17 protein-coding genes are annotated in these 18,071 nt (G+C 43.1%); 9 read left to right on the forward strand and 8 right to left on the reverse strand.

Translation table 11 applies throughout. The features are described from left to right. Window positions 1-55: 55 nt before the first annotated feature. From araA to FD17_RS05635, 4 genes are all read left to right on the forward strand, one after another. The gene (araA, locus tag FD17_RS05620) at window positions 56-1,480 is read left to right on the forward strand and encodes an L-arabinose isomerase (protein WP_057824471.1); all 1,425 of its coding nucleotides are present in this window, start codon (window positions 56-58) and stop codon (window positions 1,478-1,480) included. 323 nt (window positions 1,481-1,803) lie between these two features. Then, on the forward strand, window positions 1,804-2,361 hold the full coding sequence (locus FD17_RS05625) for a sugar O-acetyltransferase (protein WP_057824473.1): 558 nt from the start codon (window positions 1,804-1,806) through the stop codon (window positions 2,359-2,361). Window positions 2,362-2,375: 14 nt separating this feature from the next. Further along, a complete protein-coding gene (locus FD17_RS05630; RefSeq protein ID WP_057824475.1) occupies window positions 2,376-3,233 on the forward strand; it encodes an aldo/keto reductase in 858 nt (285 codons plus the stop codon). Between the two features lie 171 nt (window positions 3,234-3,404). After that, window positions 3,405-3,767 (forward strand): hypothetical protein, encoded by a 363-nt coding sequence (locus FD17_RS05635; protein ID WP_235803178.1) that lies wholly within the window; start codon window positions 3,405-3,407, stop codon window positions 3,765-3,767. A gap of 52 nt (window positions 3,768-3,819) precedes the next feature. Here the strand turns inward: FD17_RS05635 and FD17_RS05640 are convergent, their stop codons facing one another. After that, window positions 3,820-4,641 carry a ZIP family metal transporter gene (locus tag FD17_RS05640; RefSeq protein WP_057824479.1) on the reverse strand — a complete coding sequence of 274 codons (822 nt, stop codon included), beginning with the start codon at window positions 4,639-4,641 and terminating at the stop codon, window positions 3,820-3,822. A gap of 185 nt (window positions 4,642-4,826) precedes the next feature. Here FD17_RS05640 and FD17_RS05645 point away from each other — a divergent pair, with 185 nt between their 5' ends. The 4 genes from FD17_RS05645 (at window position 4,827) to FD17_RS05660 (ending at window position 11,084) form a co-directional block, all read left to right on the forward strand. After that, on the forward strand, window positions 4,827-5,486 hold the full coding sequence (locus FD17_RS05645) for a histidine phosphatase family protein (protein ID WP_057824481.1): 660 nt from the start codon (window positions 4,827-4,829) through the stop codon (window positions 5,484-5,486). 157 nt (window positions 5,487-5,643) lie between these two features. Next, the gene (locus tag FD17_RS05650) at window positions 5,644-7,269 is read left to right on the forward strand and encodes an ABC-F family ATP-binding cassette domain-containing protein (protein ID WP_057824483.1); all 1,626 of its coding nucleotides are present in this window, start codon (window positions 5,644-5,646) and stop codon (window positions 7,267-7,269) included. 362 nt (window positions 7,270-7,631) lie between these two features. Next, window positions 7,632-10,547, forward strand: coding sequence for a MucBP domain-containing protein (locus FD17_RS05655; protein WP_235803179.1), 2,916 nt, complete (start codon window positions 7,632-7,634; stop codon window positions 10,545-10,547). A gap of 138 nt (window positions 10,548-10,685) precedes the next feature. Then, window positions 10,686-11,084 (forward strand): hypothetical protein, encoded by a 399-nt coding sequence (locus tag FD17_RS05660; RefSeq protein WP_057824488.1) that lies wholly within the window; start codon window positions 10,686-10,688, stop codon window positions 11,082-11,084. A gap of 64 nt (window positions 11,085-11,148) precedes the next feature. On the opposite strand, the gene gap is transcribed toward FD17_RS05660, so the two are convergent. The 3 genes from gap to FD17_RS05675 form a co-directional block, all read right to left on the reverse strand. Then, the gene (gene gap / locus FD17_RS05665; RefSeq protein WP_057824490.1) at window positions 11,149-12,168 is read right to left on the reverse strand and encodes a type I glyceraldehyde-3-phosphate dehydrogenase; all 1,020 of its coding nucleotides are present in this window, start codon (window positions 12,166-12,168) and stop codon (window positions 11,149-11,151) included. 241 nt (window positions 12,169-12,409) lie between these two features. Continuing rightward, window positions 12,410-13,816: an MFS transporter gene (locus tag FD17_RS05670; RefSeq protein ID WP_057824492.1), complete on the reverse strand. Its 1,407-nt coding sequence runs from the start codon at window positions 13,814-13,816 to the stop codon at window positions 12,410-12,412. Window positions 13,817-13,934: 118 nt separating this feature from the next. Beyond that, on the reverse strand, window positions 13,935-14,792 hold the full coding sequence (locus FD17_RS05675) for a DegV family protein (protein ID WP_057824494.1): 858 nt from the start codon (window positions 14,790-14,792) through the stop codon (window positions 13,935-13,937). Window positions 14,793-14,963: 171 nt separating this feature from the next. On the opposite strand from FD17_RS05675, the gene FD17_RS05680 reads away from it, so the two are divergent. Beyond that, on the forward strand, window positions 14,964-15,722 hold the full coding sequence (locus FD17_RS05680) for an exodeoxyribonuclease III (protein ID WP_057824496.1): 759 nt from the start codon (window positions 14,964-14,966) through the stop codon (window positions 15,720-15,722). A gap of 58 nt (window positions 15,723-15,780) precedes the next feature. Here FD17_RS05680 and FD17_RS05685 read toward each other — a convergent pair whose 3' ends face one another. The 4 genes from FD17_RS05685 to FD17_RS05700 form a co-directional block, all read right to left on the reverse strand. Continuing rightward, window positions 15,781-16,044, reverse strand: a complete 264-nt coding sequence (locus FD17_RS05685; protein ID WP_057824497.1) for a Txe/YoeB family addiction module toxin — start codon at window positions 16,042-16,044, stop codon at window positions 15,781-15,783. Continuing rightward, complete coding sequence (locus FD17_RS05690) at window positions 16,041-16,310, reverse strand: type II toxin-antitoxin system RelB/DinJ family antitoxin (protein WP_057824500.1); 270 nt, start codon at window positions 16,308-16,310, stop codon at window positions 16,041-16,043. Before FD17_RS05690 ends, FD17_RS05685 begins: the two co-directional genes overlap by 4 nt. Before the next feature lie 100 nt (window positions 16,311-16,410). Further along, window positions 16,411-17,238, reverse strand: a complete 828-nt coding sequence (locus tag FD17_RS05695; RefSeq protein WP_156653609.1) for a hypothetical protein — start codon at window positions 17,236-17,238, stop codon at window positions 16,411-16,413. A gap of 13 nt (window positions 17,239-17,251) precedes the next feature. After that, the gene (locus FD17_RS05700) at window positions 17,252-18,061 is read right to left on the reverse strand and encodes a hypothetical protein (RefSeq protein WP_057824502.1); all 810 of its coding nucleotides are present in this window, start codon (window positions 18,059-18,061) and stop codon (window positions 17,252-17,254) included. Window positions 18,062-18,071: the final 10 nt, after the last annotated feature.

The following is an 18,071-nucleotide window of genomic DNA, read 5'->3' on the forward strand; positions in this document are numbered from 1 at the left end:
ACCATTTTTAGACAATCTGTCTAAAATTAATAAATCATCAAGAGGAGAGAAAACTATGTTACAAGTACCTGATTATGAATTTTGGTTTGTTACTGGTAGTCAACATCTTTACGGAGAGGAACAATTAAAGTCCGTTGAAAAAGATGCCCGAGACATGGTTGATAAGTTAAACGCTTCTAAGAAGCTACCTTACCCAATCGTGTTCAAGATGGTAGCTACAACTGCTGACAGTATTACTCAGTTAATGAAAGATGTTAACTACAATGATAAAGTAGCCGGTGTGATTACTTGGATGCACACATTCTCACCAGCTAAGAACTGGATCCGTGGTACTAAGTTACTCCAAAAGCCATTACTTCACTTGGCAACTCAATACTTGGATCACATTCCATATGACACCATTGATTTCGATTACATGAACCTTAACCAAAGTGCTCATGGTGACCGTGAATACGGCTTTATCAATGCTCGTCTTCAAAAGCACAACAAGATCGTTTACGGCTGGTGGGGAGATCCAGAAGTCCAAGACGAAATTGCTGATTGGGAAGATGTTGCAGTTGCTTACGACGAAAGCTTCAAGATCAAGGTTGCTCGTTTCGGTGACAACATGCGTAACGTTGCTGTTACTGAAGGTGACAAAGTTGAAGCTCAAATCCAATTTGGCTGGACTGTTGACTACTACGCACTTGGCGACTTGGTAGAATCAGTTAATGCTGTTCCTGAAAGTGACATTGACAAGAAGTACAAGGAATTACAAGATAAGTATGAACTTGTACAAGGCGACAATGACAAAGACAAGTACGAACATTCAGTTCGTTACCAAATCCGTGAATACTTCGGAATCAAGAACTTCTTGGACAAAGGTAACTACTCAGCATTTACTACTAACTTCGAAGACCTTTATGGTTTGGAACAATTACCTGGCCTTGCAGCACAATTGCTCATGGACGAAGGTTATGGTTTCGGTGCCGAAGGTGACTGGAAGACAGCTGCTCTTGACCGCTTAGTTAAGATCTTAACTCATAATCAAGCTACTGCATTCATGGAAGACTACACTCTTGAATTACAAAAGGGTAAAGAAGCTATCCTTGGATCACATATGCTCGAAGTTGACCCTGGTATTGCCAGTGACAAGCCTCGTGTTGAAGTTCACCCATTGGATATCGGTGGTAAAGCTGATCCTGCACGTCTGGTATTTACTGGTCGTGAAGGCGATGCAATGGACATCACCATTTCAGACTTCGGTACTGAATACCGTATGATCGGATATGCTGTTGAAGGACACAAAGCTCCAAAGCCAACTCCACATCTTCCTGTTGCAAAACAAATGTGGACTCCAAAGATGGGCTTGAAGAACGGTGCCACTCAATGGATCCAAGATGGTGGTGGACACCATACCGTATTGACATTTGCTGCTAATGAAACTCAAATCCAAGACTTGGCAACAATGTTTGGTTTGAAGTTTAACGATATCAAGTAGCAGAGTGTGAGCCGGGGCGGTTAATAACCGGAGCCTAAGCTGACTTTTGGTAAAATCGAGTTTGATTTTGCCAAAAGTTGGCTTAGGTGCAGGTTATTGCCCTGGGGAACACGTTTCGGCTAAGTAATAGTAGTGTGTGTGAATAAAAATCACCTGCCCTAAGAGTAACCCCGAGAGATTACTCACTATAAAGTTCCAATAACAAAGTTCCGAGAGACTTATAATGGAACTTAATGAAAATTGAAATGAGGTTGAGACAAATTTGCGTTTGCCTCGACCTCATTTTGTACATATCTGTTTTAAATTATAGGAGGAAATTGATAATGCTTACTGAAAAAGAGAAGATGTTGGCTGGCGAGAAGTACCTGAACATTAGTGAGGAGCTGGCTGAAGATCGCCGCACCAACCGACTGCTGGTTGATAAATTCAACCGGGTTGCCAGAGAGGATCCAAAGCAAGGCAGTGAGATCATTAAACAGATGTTCCACCACACAGGTGAAAAAGTCGACATCCAATCACCGTTTCAGTGTGATTATGGGTACACGGTTTCTGTCGGTGAGAATTTCTTTGCCAACTATGGCTGTACTTTTATTGATGTTGGTAAGATTACCATTGGTGACAATGCCTTATTGGGACCGAATGTTCAAATCTTCTCGGTTAACCATCCACTCGACGTTGACGATCGAAAAGCCGGGTATGAGTATCCAGCCGATGTGACGATCGGTGACAACCTATGGGCCGGCGGCGGTGCCATTATTGTGCCCGGTGTTACTTTAGGAGATAATGTTATAATTGCAGCAGGCGCTGTTGTCACCAAATCATTTGGCGACAACGTTTTGATTGGCGGAAATCCTGCCAGAGTCATTAAAAAATTGAAATAGCACGGAGGATTTGCATGAGTAAAGAGAATATTGGAAGCAGAATTGAATTGGCAGATGGCAATAAGATGCCCCAAGAAGGTCTTGGTGTTTATCGGATGACTGATGAAGATGAATTAATTAAGTCGGTTAAATCCGCATACTCCGACGGTTATCGGTTGTTTGATACCGCCCAGATGTACGGTAATGAAGCAGCGGTTGGTAAAGCCATTAAAGATCTTGATGTTCCTCGTGACGATGTCTTTATTACCACTAAGATTGCCGAAGACAACCAAGGATACGACAAGGTTATGTCTTCATTTGAGGAATCATTGAAGAAATTACAGTTGGACTATGTTGATATGTTGATGGTTCACTGGCCGATTCATACCCACTTCTTTGAAACTTGGCGCGCATTTGAAGCTCTCAAAGAACAAGGATTGGTTAAGTCAATTGCAACCAGCAACTATGGCATGCTTCACCTGCAGTATTTAGCAACCAAAGCTAATGAAATGCCGGTTGTTAACCAGTTGGAAGTTCACCCATACTTGTCACAGAAGGCGATGATTGATTTTGATCGTGAAAATCACATTGTCACCCAGGCCTGGGCACCACTTGGACGAGGCAAAATTTTTGATGATCCAGTAATTGTTAAAATTGCTAAGGAACATGGTAAGTCAGCTGCTCAAGTCATTTTGAGATGGCATTTCCAACGTGGAGATGCATTTATTCCCAAGTCAGTCCATCCAGAACGGATTAGGCAGAACGCTGACATTTATGACTTTGAGTTGAGCACGGATGAAATGAAACAGGTCGATGGGTTGAATCGGAATACCCGGATCAGTCAGGAGCCTGAGATGGTGTATGAGATTGGGCATCAGTATCCGCATCATTAATATGTTTTGAAAAGAAGGGCTTCGTTGATGAACTTGCTGGTTTTAGAGTTCATTACGAAGCCTTTTTGAATAATCATTTAAGCTTGATTTATTCTCAATGAGCGATATAACGGAATTGGGTTTCAACTTTTTGCTTTTAGACAATAAATTATGTGCTTGGGAGATAATAGATTGGATGCAAGGAACAGGAAGTTATCTAAAATATTGATTGGACTACTGCTGATACTGGCTGGTGGGGTTGTCATATTCTTCAGCATTTTCGCCATGGGTCCACTACCAGTTTCCAAAGGCATGGCAGCCATTTATTGGCTTATATTCACCGGTGGAATGAATGTCGTTGGCGGAATTGGCTACTTGTTCTTACATAATAGGGCGATTGTGTTAACACTTGCTGGTGTGCTAATCATTGTGAATTTAATTCCAGCTGTTCAGCAGGCAATGTCGGGGAATTACTTTTTGTTCCCAATGATTGTCATGCTCATCATTTTAGCAGTTGCGGTTGGTGCAATATCTTTATGGAATGAATCAAAATAAGCCTTGGTGAAAGCAAACCCAGCTTCCATCAAGGCTTTTGTTATGATCATTTTTACCCCAGTGCTACGTCTAGCACCATCATCAACGTGAACCCGGCCATAATCCCAAAGATTGCCCAGTGGGATTCTTCTTTGGTTCTGGCATGGGCTTCCGGAATTAGTTCCTTACATGCAACGTAGATCATCGCACCGGCCGCAAATGACAACGCATATGGCAACAGTGAGTTGACCGACGCCACCAGCAATGCGCCCAAGACACCCGCAATTGGCTCAACGGCACCACTTGCCTGACCATACATAAATGCTCGAAAGCGACTCATCCCGTTTTGACGCAGGGGAATCGAGACCGCGGCTCCTTCAGGAAAATTCTGCAGCCCAATTCCGATGGCAACCGTGGTGGCCGCAAGAAGCATCGCCGCCTGCTCACCATCTGCGGCAGCCCCGATCGCCCCAAAGGCAACTCCGACTGCCAGTCCTTCCGGGATGTTGTGCAGTGTGATGGAGAAGACCAGTAGAATGGCACGTTTAACTGCTGCCCGAGAGCCACCCTCTGTTCGGGCCCGTTTCAAATAAATTGCCGGAATAATTTTGTCAGCTAAATATAAGAAGAAACCACCGGCTGCAAATCCAATGCCAACTACCAGCCAAGGAATGCGGTCCTGAGTTTCAGCTAAATTAATTGCAGGATCCAGCAATGACCAAAACGATGCCGCGATCATCACGCCGGCTGCAAACCCATACATCAACGCCAGTGCGTGACTGCGGATTGTTTTGAAGGCAAATACCAATGCGGAACCCAAAGCAGTGACTGCCCACGTGAATAGCGTGGCGAAAAGGGCCTGCTGCCAAGGGACAAAATTTGTTAGTGTGTCCATATATACCTCGCTTTATAAGTAAAGTTCAGTTCCTATGATAAGTATAACAAGAAGCATTCTATGAAAGCCAGTCAGTTCTCGTTAGAAATTTTGTTGAATTCAAAGTGACTTTTAATGTCAAATAATCACTTATCCGCTATACTTGATGTATGTGAAAGCAAATTTTTGAGAAATGGGATGATTTTTTGACAAAGGTTACTGCTTACTTGGTCCGACATGGTCAGACATACTTGAACATGTACAACAAGGTTCAGGGCTGGATTGATTCTCCGTTGACTGAAAAAGGAATTCAAGATGCTAAGAGCGCTGGTAAACGACTTGCCAAGATTGACTTTGCCGCTTCATTTACGAGTGATTCAGGTCGGGCAATCGACACTGGCAAGTTGATCCTGCGGGCCAACCCACATAACATGAACATAGTAAGTTACCAATATCCCGAATTACGAGAACAATTTCACGGTTATTTCGAAGGAAATGACCTTAACCAAATGTGGCAGTTCGTTGGTGCCCAGGTTCAAGAGACTACTGAAAAGGAAGTCTTGACCAACTTCGGGTTGGAACGTGCCAGAGACTTGATTCACCGGGCGGATTTGTACAACAACGCTGAAAATAACGCAATGTTCTGGGAACGTCTCGATCATGGGTTTGAAAAAATTCGTCAAAACACTCATGACGGCGAGGATATTCTGATTGTGTCCCATGGGATGACAATTCGATCAATCGTTGATCGTTATGCGCCAAAGCTGGATTTGGGTGTTGCAACCAAGAACGGCAGTGTGACCAAATTGATTATTACCGATGACGATATCAAAGTCGAATACTTTAATAATCTCGGCGAAGTCTAGTTGTTTAGTACCATTTAATATGATATATTTATAAGACATGTGTTGGTCAGGACAATTATGCCCTGGCTTTTATTTTAGAGTGCAACGAGAACCAGCTTAGAGGGTATCATCTGGTTCATCGGCACCCTTTTCGGTAGAACAGTGAGGTACTATATTAATGATTACGATTCAAGACATGGGACTACAACTCTCAGGTAAAAAACTGTATGATGACGTGAATTTGAAGTTCACCCAAGGTAACTGTTACGGTGTCATTGGCGCTAACGGTGCCGGAAAATCAACCTTTTTGAAATTGCTTCGGGGTGATTTGACACCAACCACTGGTGAGATTCATATCGACAAGAACGAACGGATTTCCAGCTTGAGCCAGGATCATTATGGCTTTGAAGAACAGACTGTGATGCAAACTGTGATTCAGGGTTACAAGCATTTGGCTGATGTCATGGAAGAAAAAGATGCTTTGTACGCCAAGGCTGACTTTTCGGATGAAGATGGTATTCAGGCGGCTAATTTAGAGGCTGAATTTGCCGAGATGGATGGCTGGAACGCTGAAGCCGACGCGTCACAACTGTTACAGTCATTGGATATTCCAGAAGAACTTCACCAACAGTTGATGAGTGAACTGACTGAGGGCCAAAAAGTTAAAGTGCTGCTGGCACGGGCATTATTTGGTGAGCCTGACATCCTACTTTTGGATGAGCCAACCAACGGACTTGATGTGTACAGTATTGAATGGTTGGAAAACTTCTTGGCAGACTATCCCAAAATTACGATCATCGTTTCTCATGACCGTCATTTTCTGAACCAGACCTGTACCATGATGTGTGACGTCGATTTTGGTGAAATCCGCATGTACGTCGGAAACTACGATTTCTGGCTTCAGTCCAGTCAATTGGCTGCCAAGATGAAGGCAGATTCCAATGCTAAAAAAGAAGACAAGATAAAGGAGCTCCAAGCCTTCGTTGACCGATTCAGTGCCAATGCCTCCAAGTCAAAGCAGGCAACGTCCCGAAAGAAACAATTGGAAAAGATTTCTCTGGATGACATCAAGCCATCTTCAAGAAAATATCCATTTATTAAATTTGAAGAAAACCGACCATTAGGGAATGATTTACTCCGAGTCGATAAGGTTTCCAAATCAATCGACGGCGTTAAGATTCTTGATAATGTCACCTTCACCTTGCGTCCCGGCGATAAGACGGCCTTGGTCAGCCGAAACGATTTGGCAACTACGACCTTAATGCAAATCTTGGCAGGTGTCATCAAACCCGATACCGGTGAAATCAAGTGGGGTCAAACGGTTGAGATATCTTCATTGATGAAGGACTTTGCTTCTGAATTTAACAACAACGACCAACGGATCATTGACTGGCTGCGTCAGTTTGCCGAGAAGGGCAGTGACGATGATGCATTCCTTCGTGGATTCCTTGGGAGAATGCTGTTCTCTGGGGATGATGTGAACAAAGAAGTCAGTGTTCTATCCGGTGGCGAAAAGGTTCGTTGTGTGTTATCCAAGATGATGCTGCAAAAGGGCAATACGCTGCTCATGGATGACCCAACCAACCATTTGGATTTGGAATCAATCACCGCTTTGAACGAAGCCTTGGTTTCATTCCCAGGCTCGATTATCTTTACCTCTCATGATCATGAATTCATTCAAACCATTGCCAATCATATTATCGAAGTATCCAACAATGGGATCATTGATAAGGCGGATACCAATTATGATGAGTTCATTAATCACCCTGATGTTCAGAAAAAGTTAAGTGATCTATATAGCTAAATTGCATCGCAAAGCCGTTTCCGGGGTTCTCGGAGAAGGCTTTTTCTTTTACACAAAAGTATTAACAATTGTCCAGCTCTGACTAAATATTGGCGCATCCCGATACTGCAATTAAAGAGTCAAAATATCACATTTAATGAACGGTTTCATGTAGAATACAGATGTAGGAATAGGTAATAGTTTCTATAATTAATTCAGCATTTTATCGTGGGATCTTTTAACCGAGGTGGCCTAATGAAATGGATCATATTTTTTAAAAGGCAAAAATGAAAGCGCAACCATTAATGACTAAAAGATAATAATGATGTTTTATTAAATTGCATGGCAATATGAATTGTTGATTCAGGAGGGGGATGATTCATTTGAAAATTGCTAATTACTTGGGGATTGTTATTTTTGGGCTTGGTTCGGCTTTTGGTTTGATGTTGATGGATCAGCATACTGACTCTTTTTATAGTCCACAGACTGTTCAGGCTGCCGATGGTCAGAACAATGTGGCTGCTGATGCAGATGGCACAATCATTACGCCAACAAAAATTGTTAAGGCACCGGACCCAGCAGATAAAACCAATAATCCAACGATTGATCCGAAGCAGCATACAGATGCAGCCGATACCAATTTTTATCAGGGAAGCAGATTTCATCAAGCACCAGTCTATATTGATGGTAAGTTAGCCAACCCGATGGGAAAAAATGCTGTAGTTGGGGGTCAAACGATTTCTGACGTTCAAGGAACGATTAATGAAAATGATTATATTGATCCGCCAATAGAGAACGAGGTTATCAACTATGGATACTACAGCGGGTCGAACGCTTGGATGATTGGCTGGACTGAAGATAATAAGACTGCCTACATTCATAAAGTAAATGAGGCGGGAACCCTTTTGGAGACCATCAAAGTGCCGGCACCCGGTTCTCCAGATTTTAATGCAAATTGGACAACTGGTGGGGATGGGCTGACTTTTTCCTGGCTGGGAGATAAAATTCATATTTCCTTTGATCGAGGCTCATTACGTTCCTCAAGTACAGCAGGTTCTTTGGAATTCCTCACTGGGATTCCAGTTAAGTTTGTTGATGCCAGAGGAAACGAACTGGCACCAACTCAAACAGTTTCTGGCCATTCAGGAACCTTTGTAAATGTCGATTATCCAACGATTTCCGGTTATCGATTAGTTCGGGTTCCATATATGAACAATGCTCATAAGTTCTTAATTAATAACACGACGGCAACAAAGCCCTCAACAGATTGGTTCTCCTCGCAAATCAATCAATATGTGACCCTTTACCAGAAGATAATTGATGATAATAATACTCGTCAAATGTACATGGTGTTTGATTACAGCAAAGTGACAGGCGCTGGTTTCTCCGGTACTGAAACCAGTAAAACTGTGACGGTGAAGGCAACTCAGGGTGGGGCAATCGCTGCCGCATTTTCAAATGGGATTGTTCGGGCAACATCCACAGCATCGATGCCGACACCTGTCGGCAACCCACTCACATTTGTTTACGAACCAATCACCGAGTATCATTTAACCATCAATTATCTCGAAAAGGGCACCGATAAAGTGATGGCCGACCCTTACAAGGCCAGCGGAGCCGGTACCTATGAGATCGAATCTCCAGTGATTTCGGGATACACTGCCGATAAAGCAACTGTCAAAGGTGTTTTGGGTTCCGATTCAACAATTAACGTTTATTATGATAAAAAAGATGTTCCGCCAGTTGAAGATACTTCATTAAACATTAAGTATATCGACGAGGAAAGCAACAAGCCCCTCAAGACTGAGACCCTAAAAGGCAAAGTTGGCGATGACTACCACGCAGATGGCCAATATCAATTGGAAACAATCACAGTTGATGGCACCACCTATGAACTGAACAAGACTAACTTACCGACGAACGCAACCGGCAAGTTTGCCAAGACCAACGCTGACGTTAATTACTACTACAAGAAGAAAGCTGCTCCAGTTGAACAATCTTCATTACTGATCAATTACATTAATGAAGATGGCAACAAGATTCTTAAAACCGATTCACTTGATGGTAAAGTTGGGAATCCATACGAAGTTGACAGCAAATACCAGCTGGAAACCCTGACGATTGATGGGGTGACCTACAAATTAAACAAAGGTCGTCTTCCATCAAACACCAAGGGTACTTTTGCGACAAAGAACGATCCGGTCAATTACTATTACACGAAGCAGAATGACCCGGTAGACACGAATTCTTCACTGATTATTAACTACATCAATGAGGAAAATAACGGACTGTTAAAAGTTCAGACCATTCAAGGCAAAGTTGGCGATCCTTATCAGGCTGACGGTCAGTACCAACTTCAAAACATCACAGTCAATGGCGTCACATACGTTTTGAATACGACCAGACTTCCCGGCAACATGCGGGGAACTTTCAGCAGTCAAAATGCCCCGGTCAACTATTATTACAAGAAGAAGACCAACCCGGTTGATCCAATTATTCCCGTCATTCCAATTATCCCAGTAACACCAGTGACGCCTGTAACGCCAGTTGCTCCCGTAACGCCGGTTACGCCAACGCCAGATGGGACAGATGTTCTTCCTGGAAAGATTGCCAAAAAAGGGATGGCTGTCTACGCCCTGAAGAAGGTTTATCTATACCAGAATCCGACGTTCAAGAAATTAGAACGGAAATCCGGCTATGTTAAGAAGCCACGGGTATTCCGACCGATGTTTGTGGTCACGGATTATGCCCGTTCAAATGAAGGACGGCTTCGTTATAAAGTCCGTGACGTCAATCATTTGAGCAAAACCGATGGCTGGACAGGATACGTCACAACTAATTATGAATATATCCGTCCGGTATATTATCAAAGCAAACATTCAACGTTGACGGTTATCAATCCGCGCGGGGTTAACGAATACACCAGGGTTAATCTGACTGGTAAGGTAAAGAACTTTAAGCAGGGAACTATTCTTAAAGTGAAGGGCTTTGTGACTCACAACTTAACAACCCGGTACCTATTAAGTAATGGCAACTACATTACCGGTAACCGGAAGCTGGTCAAGATGGGCAAGCACAAGCAGCCAAAACAACTTGTGGTGAAGAAATCCATCAACCGTTATAAGACTGCAAATCTGACTCAGCGTAACGGGCATTTCAAGAAGGGCCAAAAGTTAACGATCAAACGTTATACATTTAGCCATGAAGGTTCAATCACCAAGTCTGGAACCAAGCGTTATGTTGTTAAAGGCGGGTATATTACTGCTAACAACAAATTTGTCAAAGTGGTAAAATATTAAGCTTTTCAGGTGAAGGCGATCCTCATTTTTACGGACCGTCTTTTTCCTGTAAGCTAATTTTCCCTATAAATACCTAAATCAATATATAATCATATTATGAACTATCGAGTTACTGGTTATATTTAGGAGGGGAATAATTTGACACGAGAACTTGGTGCAAATGATTTGGGGACTTATGAGTATGTATCACGCGTATACAACGAAAACATTCAACTGCCGGACTACAAATTGCCAACCACTGCCGAGGATGGCACTCAAGTATTTTTTGACAACTCGGACATTTACCTTTCAATGGAAATTCAAGATGAGCGGGTTCAAAAAATCACGATGGTGACGCCAAAACCACAGTCACTCACATACATGCGGGTGTTTGAAGGCTTTGAATTTGGCATGGAAGCACTTGGAACATGGATCAACACTTACAACCGTTCAATTGCCAGTCATGGACCGGCTTCTGATGCGGTGAATGGCATCTTGGCCAGTTACAATACAACAAAAGATAATGTATTAACGGTTCATTTAACCAGAGAGAAATAAAAAATCGTCACGCTTCTATCTATCAGGATAAGAAGAGTGGCGATTATTTTATTTGTTGCGTAAATTAGTTCAAGCCGGATACTTCTGCGAATTTCTTAGCAGTCCGAACCATGTTTGAAACAAATCCGTATTCATTATCGAACCAGGTTGCTGTTTTAACAACTTGGAAATCACCGTTGGTAGTGACTTCGGTAAGGGTTGGGTCATAGACTGCCCCGTGGGTGTCGCCGATGATGTCGGATGAAACAATTTCATCTTCATTCCAGCCAAATGCCGGGTTATCAACGGTATGAGGTTTAATTGCTTCATTAACCTGATCCGCATTGACCTTGGTCTTGAGAACGGAAACCAACTCGCAGACAGAACCGTCAACGACAGGAACTCTTTGAGCATGTCCTTGAAGATGGCCGTCCAGTTCTGGAATAACCAATCCGATGGCTTTAGCAGCACCGGTTGAATGAGGAATCGTGTTTGCTGAAGCAGTTCGGTTTGGACGAAGCTTCTTGCCTTTAGGGCCGTCAAGAATCATTTGTGAACTGGTGAATGCGTGAATTGCTGTCATGGTACCAACTTCAACGCCGAATTCCTTGTTCAGGAAGTAAGCCATTGGTGCCAAGGCGTTAGTCGTGCATGAGCCGGCAGAAATGATTTGGTCGTCAGCGTCCAAAGTATCATCGTTCACGTTGAACACGATCGTCTTCATTGGACCGGCAGGAGCAGAAATCAGAACTTTCTTCACACCGGCATCCAAATGAGCTTGTGACTTTTCTTTTGAGGTGTAAAATCCGGTACATTCAAGAACCAAATCAACCCTGTTATCCTTTACCCAAGGAATATTGGCAGCATCTCTTTCTGCATAGACTCGGTAGTTCTTACCGTCTACCACCAATGAATCATCGGTTGAAGAAACTTCATGAGGCAATCTGCCATGAGTTGAGTCGTATTTGAAGAGGTATGCCAGCATTGATGGGCTGGTCAAATCATTAATCGCAACAACTTCCAAATCGGGATCGTTCACTTCTAATATCCGACGTAAAAGTAAACGACCAATTCTACCAAAACCATTAATTCCTATCTTTACCATGAGTGGAATCCCCCTTAATTATTCTGGGTGACAGTCGACGTGATAATTATATTGTGTGCAACCTTTCATAATCATCAAACAAATTTTAAGCGCATTCCACCTGAAATTCAATCAAAGAGACTTTGCAGAATTGACTATCAATCAGTTCCTTTGTGCAGTAGGGGATGACAAAACAATAAAAATGGTCATGATCATTGAACAGATTCAGTGACCATAACCATTATTGAATATTGATGAGAAATTATTTTAATTGAGCTTTATGCTTTTGAATTCTAAAGTTGATAATCGCTGCGATTAAAGCAGCTGCACTCAACATCGTTGCCAGCAGGAAGTCATATCTTCCACCAGTAAATGAACGAGCTGCCAAGTTACCGGCGCCGTTGTTTTGATTAATGGCCATCACAGCAGCCATGATACCAACTCCGATTGAGCCGGCGAATTGCTGGAGCATACTGAACAGTGAGTTGATGTCCGTTCGAAACTTGTGCGGCACATTCAACATCGCGTTGGAAATCGTGTTGGAAAAGCCCATGTTAAAGCCGAAACGCAGGAATGAGTAAACCAGTAAAATGATCCAGGCAGTCAAAAACTCCTGAATGCCAAAGAAGATGAGGCCACCCAAAGTCATCGAACATAAGCCAATGTAGATTGGCAACGCGTAGCCTTTGACATCGGCAAGGCGTCCGGCAAATGGTGAGATGGCGGCTCCAACCAATGATCCAGGCAGCAGAACTAGTCCGGCGATGAATGGGGAACTATGCAGTGCATACTGGCAATATACCGGAATCAGGAATGAAACGCCAATGTTAACAAACTGCAGAACGAAGTAAGTAAACGCCGAAAGAGAAGTCGACAGCCATTTCAAAACGCGGATGTCCAGTAGCTGAGAACTCCCATGAGTGTCGGAATAAATGAATAGTCCCAAGGCGATGAGGCCAATCATAAATGGGATCAGAACCTGTGAACTGAACACATCGTACTTTCCGGCCTTGCTGACAGCGAAGACCAGGGAGAACAGGGTGGCCGCTAACAGCCCGAGGCTTAAAACATCAAAGGAGCCCGTGCCAACAGGATCAATTCGAATGAAGTGTGAGCCCAACCACCAGCTGACGACGATAATCGGCAAGATCAGCCAGAAGATCATCCGCCAAGACATGAGTGAAGAAATCGTACCACCATAAGTCGGCCCCAGAGCGGGTGCCAAGGAAATCACCATGCCGGCAAGACCGGTCATAGCACCAACTTTTTGCGCCGGGATTCGACTAAAGATGATGTGAAACATGAGAGGCGTTGAAAGCCCGGTGGCGATGGCTTGAATCAGACGGCCACTCATGAGAATTGGAAAGTTGGGGGAGAGCGCACACATAACATCACCTATGACAAAGGCAATTGCGGCCGATAAGTGAATCGTTTGTGATTTGAACTTTTTCAGTAGGAAAGCGGTTGTTGCCATCACAATCGTTACCATCAACAGGTAGCCGGTGGTGATCCATTGAATGGTGTCCAAAGTGACATTGAAGACTCTGGTCAATTCCGGGAAAGTGACGTTCATCGAAGTTTCAGTCAAAATTCCGGTAAATGAAAGTAGTGCAGCAGCCAGCAGGGCAAGGTAAGTCTGTAGGCTGATTTTTTCGTTGCTGTTAGACATGATTTCATCTTCTTTTATTTGATAATTTGAATAATGGCAAATAATTAATGTGAATTTGAAAGATTAAGAGCAGTAAAAAAGCGAGTGGCGATTCACTCACTCTCGTTCAAGTTACTTGCTAAAATTTATCCCAATCCAAGTCCCATACGACGCCCATGGCCTTTTCACCAGTGTGGACGGTGATTGCAGGACTGATCTGGTAAGTGCTGATGTTTGCCTTGGGAAAGTGCTCCCGAAAGGCGGTTACCCAGGAACGACTGAGTTCAGGGTTGTTGGCATCAACAACTGAGATTCTCATGGGTTGGTCAAATTCGGTTTGACTAATTGAATTAATAATATGCTGGAGAGCTTGTTTCATGGTCCTCTCCTTGGCCTCTGGCACGATTTTGCCAGCTTTGTCAAATGTCAAAATTGGTTTAATTTTCAACAGATTACCAAAGAATGCTGAAGTATTGGAAATTCGACCGGTTCGCTGCAGGTGATCCAAGCTGTCAACGACCAGGGACACATGGATTGAATCACGAAGCAATTCGAGCTTGGGGATGATCGCATCCGCATTGGCACCTTTTTCTGCCATTTTGGCAGCCAGAAGACAAAGATCGGCTTCACCGGCACTGGCGATTTTTGAGTCGAATGGATAAACCTTGATGTTGGTAACATTGCGGCTGTACGCCACTAAGTTTTCATAGAAAGTGGTAATTCCGGAAGACAAGTTAACACAAATGGCTTCGTCGTAACCCTTGTCACTCAACATATCAAAGGCTTCCTGCATCTGACCCATAGTGACTTGAGCAGTCGTCGGCAGTTTCTCAGTATCTGCCAGTTTTTTCAGGAATTCCTGTGAAGTGATGTCAACACCATCATGAAACTCCTTAGTGCCGAAAATAACGGTGATCGGCAGGACGGTAATGTTATATTTGGCAGCAACCACTGGATCCAGGTAGCTGGCACTGTCGGTAATTACGGCTGTTTTCATTTCGATATCCTCTTTTCGGGGTTGTAAGTGTATTTTAACCCTTATTTTGTCTTTAAACAAAGATTGTATGTACAAATAAACACAAAGTTTATGGTGTTTGGATGGCATGATTGACGGATGATCAATCATTTACGGTATAATTGACTTAAATACACAAAAGGATGGGATTATATGAAATTCATCTCGTGGAATGTTAATGGTCTTCGCGCAGTCGTGAAGCATGATTTTGCGGAGACATTTAATCAGTTAGATGCAGACTTCTTCTGTGTTCAGGAAACTAAGATGCAGGAGGGACAGTTGGAACTGGAACTGCCCGGATATCATCAATATTTTAATTACGCAGAGCGAAAGGGTTATTCTGGTACAGCCATTTTTACCAAGCATGAACCGATCAAGGCTATGTATGGCATTGAAAGTGATGAGTTTGATCACGAAGGACGGGCAATCACGCTTGAATATCCGAATTTTTATCTGGTCACCAGCTACGTGCCCAACTCTGGTGCCGGTTTGAAACGGTTGGATTTTCGGATGGGGTGGAATAAAGCCTTTCATGAATATTTGAATAAATTGGATAAAGCAAAGCCGGTGATCTTATGCGGTGATTTAAACGTCGCTCACAAAGAAATTGACCTGAAGAATCCCCAGTCTAACCACCACAATGCCGGCTTTACCGACGAGGAGCGGGAGTCGTTTACCAAGCTGTTGGGCGAAGGCTTCATGGATACATTCAGACATTTCTATCCAGACCAAAAGGACATTTATTCTTGGTGGAGCTATCGGTTCCATTCACGAGATCGGAACGCCGGTTGGCGGATTGACTACTTTGTCGCCAGCGAACGGTTGGCCAACAATATTCAAGATTCCAAAATTTTGACTGACGTTTTCGGGTCCGATCATTGCCCGGTAGAGTTGGATACAGGAGAATTATAGGTACAAAAGCACCGCAACATGGATTAAGTTGCGGTGCTTTTGTGTGATTTAGATATTTTTATTTTTTATGATAATGTGTTCTGGCCTGAGCGATTATGACTTGATCGTCACTTATTTTGTAAACGAGTCGATTGGTGGAATCAATTCTTCTACTGTACCATCCAGAGAGATTTGCATGTAATTTCTCCGGTTTACCGATTCCTTGATTGCCGTTTCTAATGATGTCTTTGATTAATTGGTTTGTTCTCTTTAATTTGGTTCGATCATGATTCTGAATGTAAAGATAGTCATCCCAAGCGGTTTCAGTCCAGGTAATCTTCATTTATCTCGGTCCATCAAATCGTGTTGGGTGATTTTTCCTTTCTCAGCTTCTTTAATAGATTTACGTAATACATCTTGATTTTCTTTTGAATAAAATGGATCCGCCTTGATTTCGAATGGAATTTTTCCTTCATTAACAATCGCTTTTGAGAACATCGTAATTGCACTGGAATAGGTCAATCCCATGCTATTTAGCATCTCTTCTGTTTGTTTTTTTAGCTCAGGATCGATTCTTACAGAGACAGTTTCTTTCTTTTTTGTAAGCATATGTCTCACCTCTTACAATTATTGTATTACATATATTGGACGATGTACACAATTGTTTGCGTGCGGGATATTGGCCTTGCCTAATAAGAAAAACACTAACTTAAGGATAAATCGTCTGACTATTCACATAAAACTTCTTTCCACCAACATAATAGCGAACCGAAATTGTCACGCTGTCATCATACTTTTTATTTTGATCGGGATTGATAGTTGCCATGCGCTGATTGGTTTTTCTGATCTTAAGGCGATATCGGTTGTTGCCTTTCTTGTGGACATGATACATTGGCAACCCACTCACTTTGGATTTGGTATACAGATATGTGGAATTGCCTTTCTTCACTGCTTTTTGAACTTTGGCAGATGAGTGGGGACGGGGCATCTTGGTAACCCAATAATTATAACCGGTGAAGTATTCCAAGTAGCCGTCTTCAGTCACACGGAAACAGTTTTCGATTTTGTATTGTTGTCGCAGCGGGAAAGCCTTGTTGCCTTTCCAAACCAAGCCACCAAGGTCGCCAGTATAGGGCTGCTTAAAATATGATTGGTATTTTGGCGCGTGAACCTTTTTGAAATCTGATTTTTTCGCCCAAATTGCCTTGGTAATCGTAACATTATGCTTGGACTGGACGATTCCCTTGCGCAGATGCCAACTCAGATTATTCATATTGATCGTAATGTATGTTTTGTGTGACTTTGCGCTTTTGCCAAGGCTGCCGGACTTAAAAACGGTGCCTTTGGGGATCGTAATCTTCACGTTTTTATAGTGACTGTTGGTAGTGTGAATGGTCTTTTTAGTTTCCAAGTATTGATTTTTGGCGAGCTTGGTTAAATATTGGTTGCTGGCATTGGTCGTTGTCGCGAAACCCAAAAGGGACAAGAATGTGATGCCGGCGATGAGAAATTGTTTTGTCATTTTAGTTGAAATCATTGTCGGGCCCCCCTTATTTAAAAGTCGTCACGCTGTTATTTTCGTACCAGTCAACTTTACCAATCCGGTAAATCCAGTTGGTCATGATCTTTTTGACGTTATTAGTATTGGGAACGACCGTTACTGTCCCATTACCGGTGCTCTCAATTGTCAGTCGATAGGTGTGATGAGATTTTTTAACGAATGGCAGGCCACTGATCTTCGATTTGAAAGTCAAGATGGTTTGACCGCTGACAATTGGGTGGTTGGCTTTAGTGACCTTCAAGCTGGCAGTTGGCTTTGGCGATACTTTGAAGGCAAACGGTGACTTGGCATAGTACTCCAGATAGCCATTGCTGGTGACCCTCAATCGAGTGCCGGAAGCAGTGGTGTAATCGGCTGGCAGCCGGTCTCCTCTCCACAGGTTGCCGGACTCAGTCCTTACCTTGTTTCGAGATTTATTGCCATCGGATTGGACTGCAAAGTAGCTTAAATAAACCGGCTTATGAATCTGCTTGAAGTTGTATCCCTTGGCACGAAGCCAATGGGTGTAAATTCCCGACTGTTTTTGGCTCAACAGCGGCTTGCGGATGTTATAGCTCAGGCGCTCCACGTTGAGATCAACGTATTTATTGCCCTTGGCGTGCTTAATTCCGGCAACTTGGACGGTGGTTCCCTTGGGAATGGTAACCTTAACCTGCTTTTTACTATTATATGTAGTGATGGTGCGTTGCGTTTTCAGAAAGCTGTTTTTGATGACCGTGGCATGAGCTGGTTGGGTTTGAATGAAAGCTGTCCCAAACAGCACCAGTGTACTGAACATAATTTTTGAAGTTAGTCGCATATGTTTATCC

It is taken from the genome of Lentilactobacillus sunkii DSM 19904 (assembly GCF_001435575.1).
Taxonomy (GTDB): Bacteria; Bacillota; Bacilli; order Lactobacillales; family Lactobacillaceae; genus Lentilactobacillus; species Lentilactobacillus sunkii.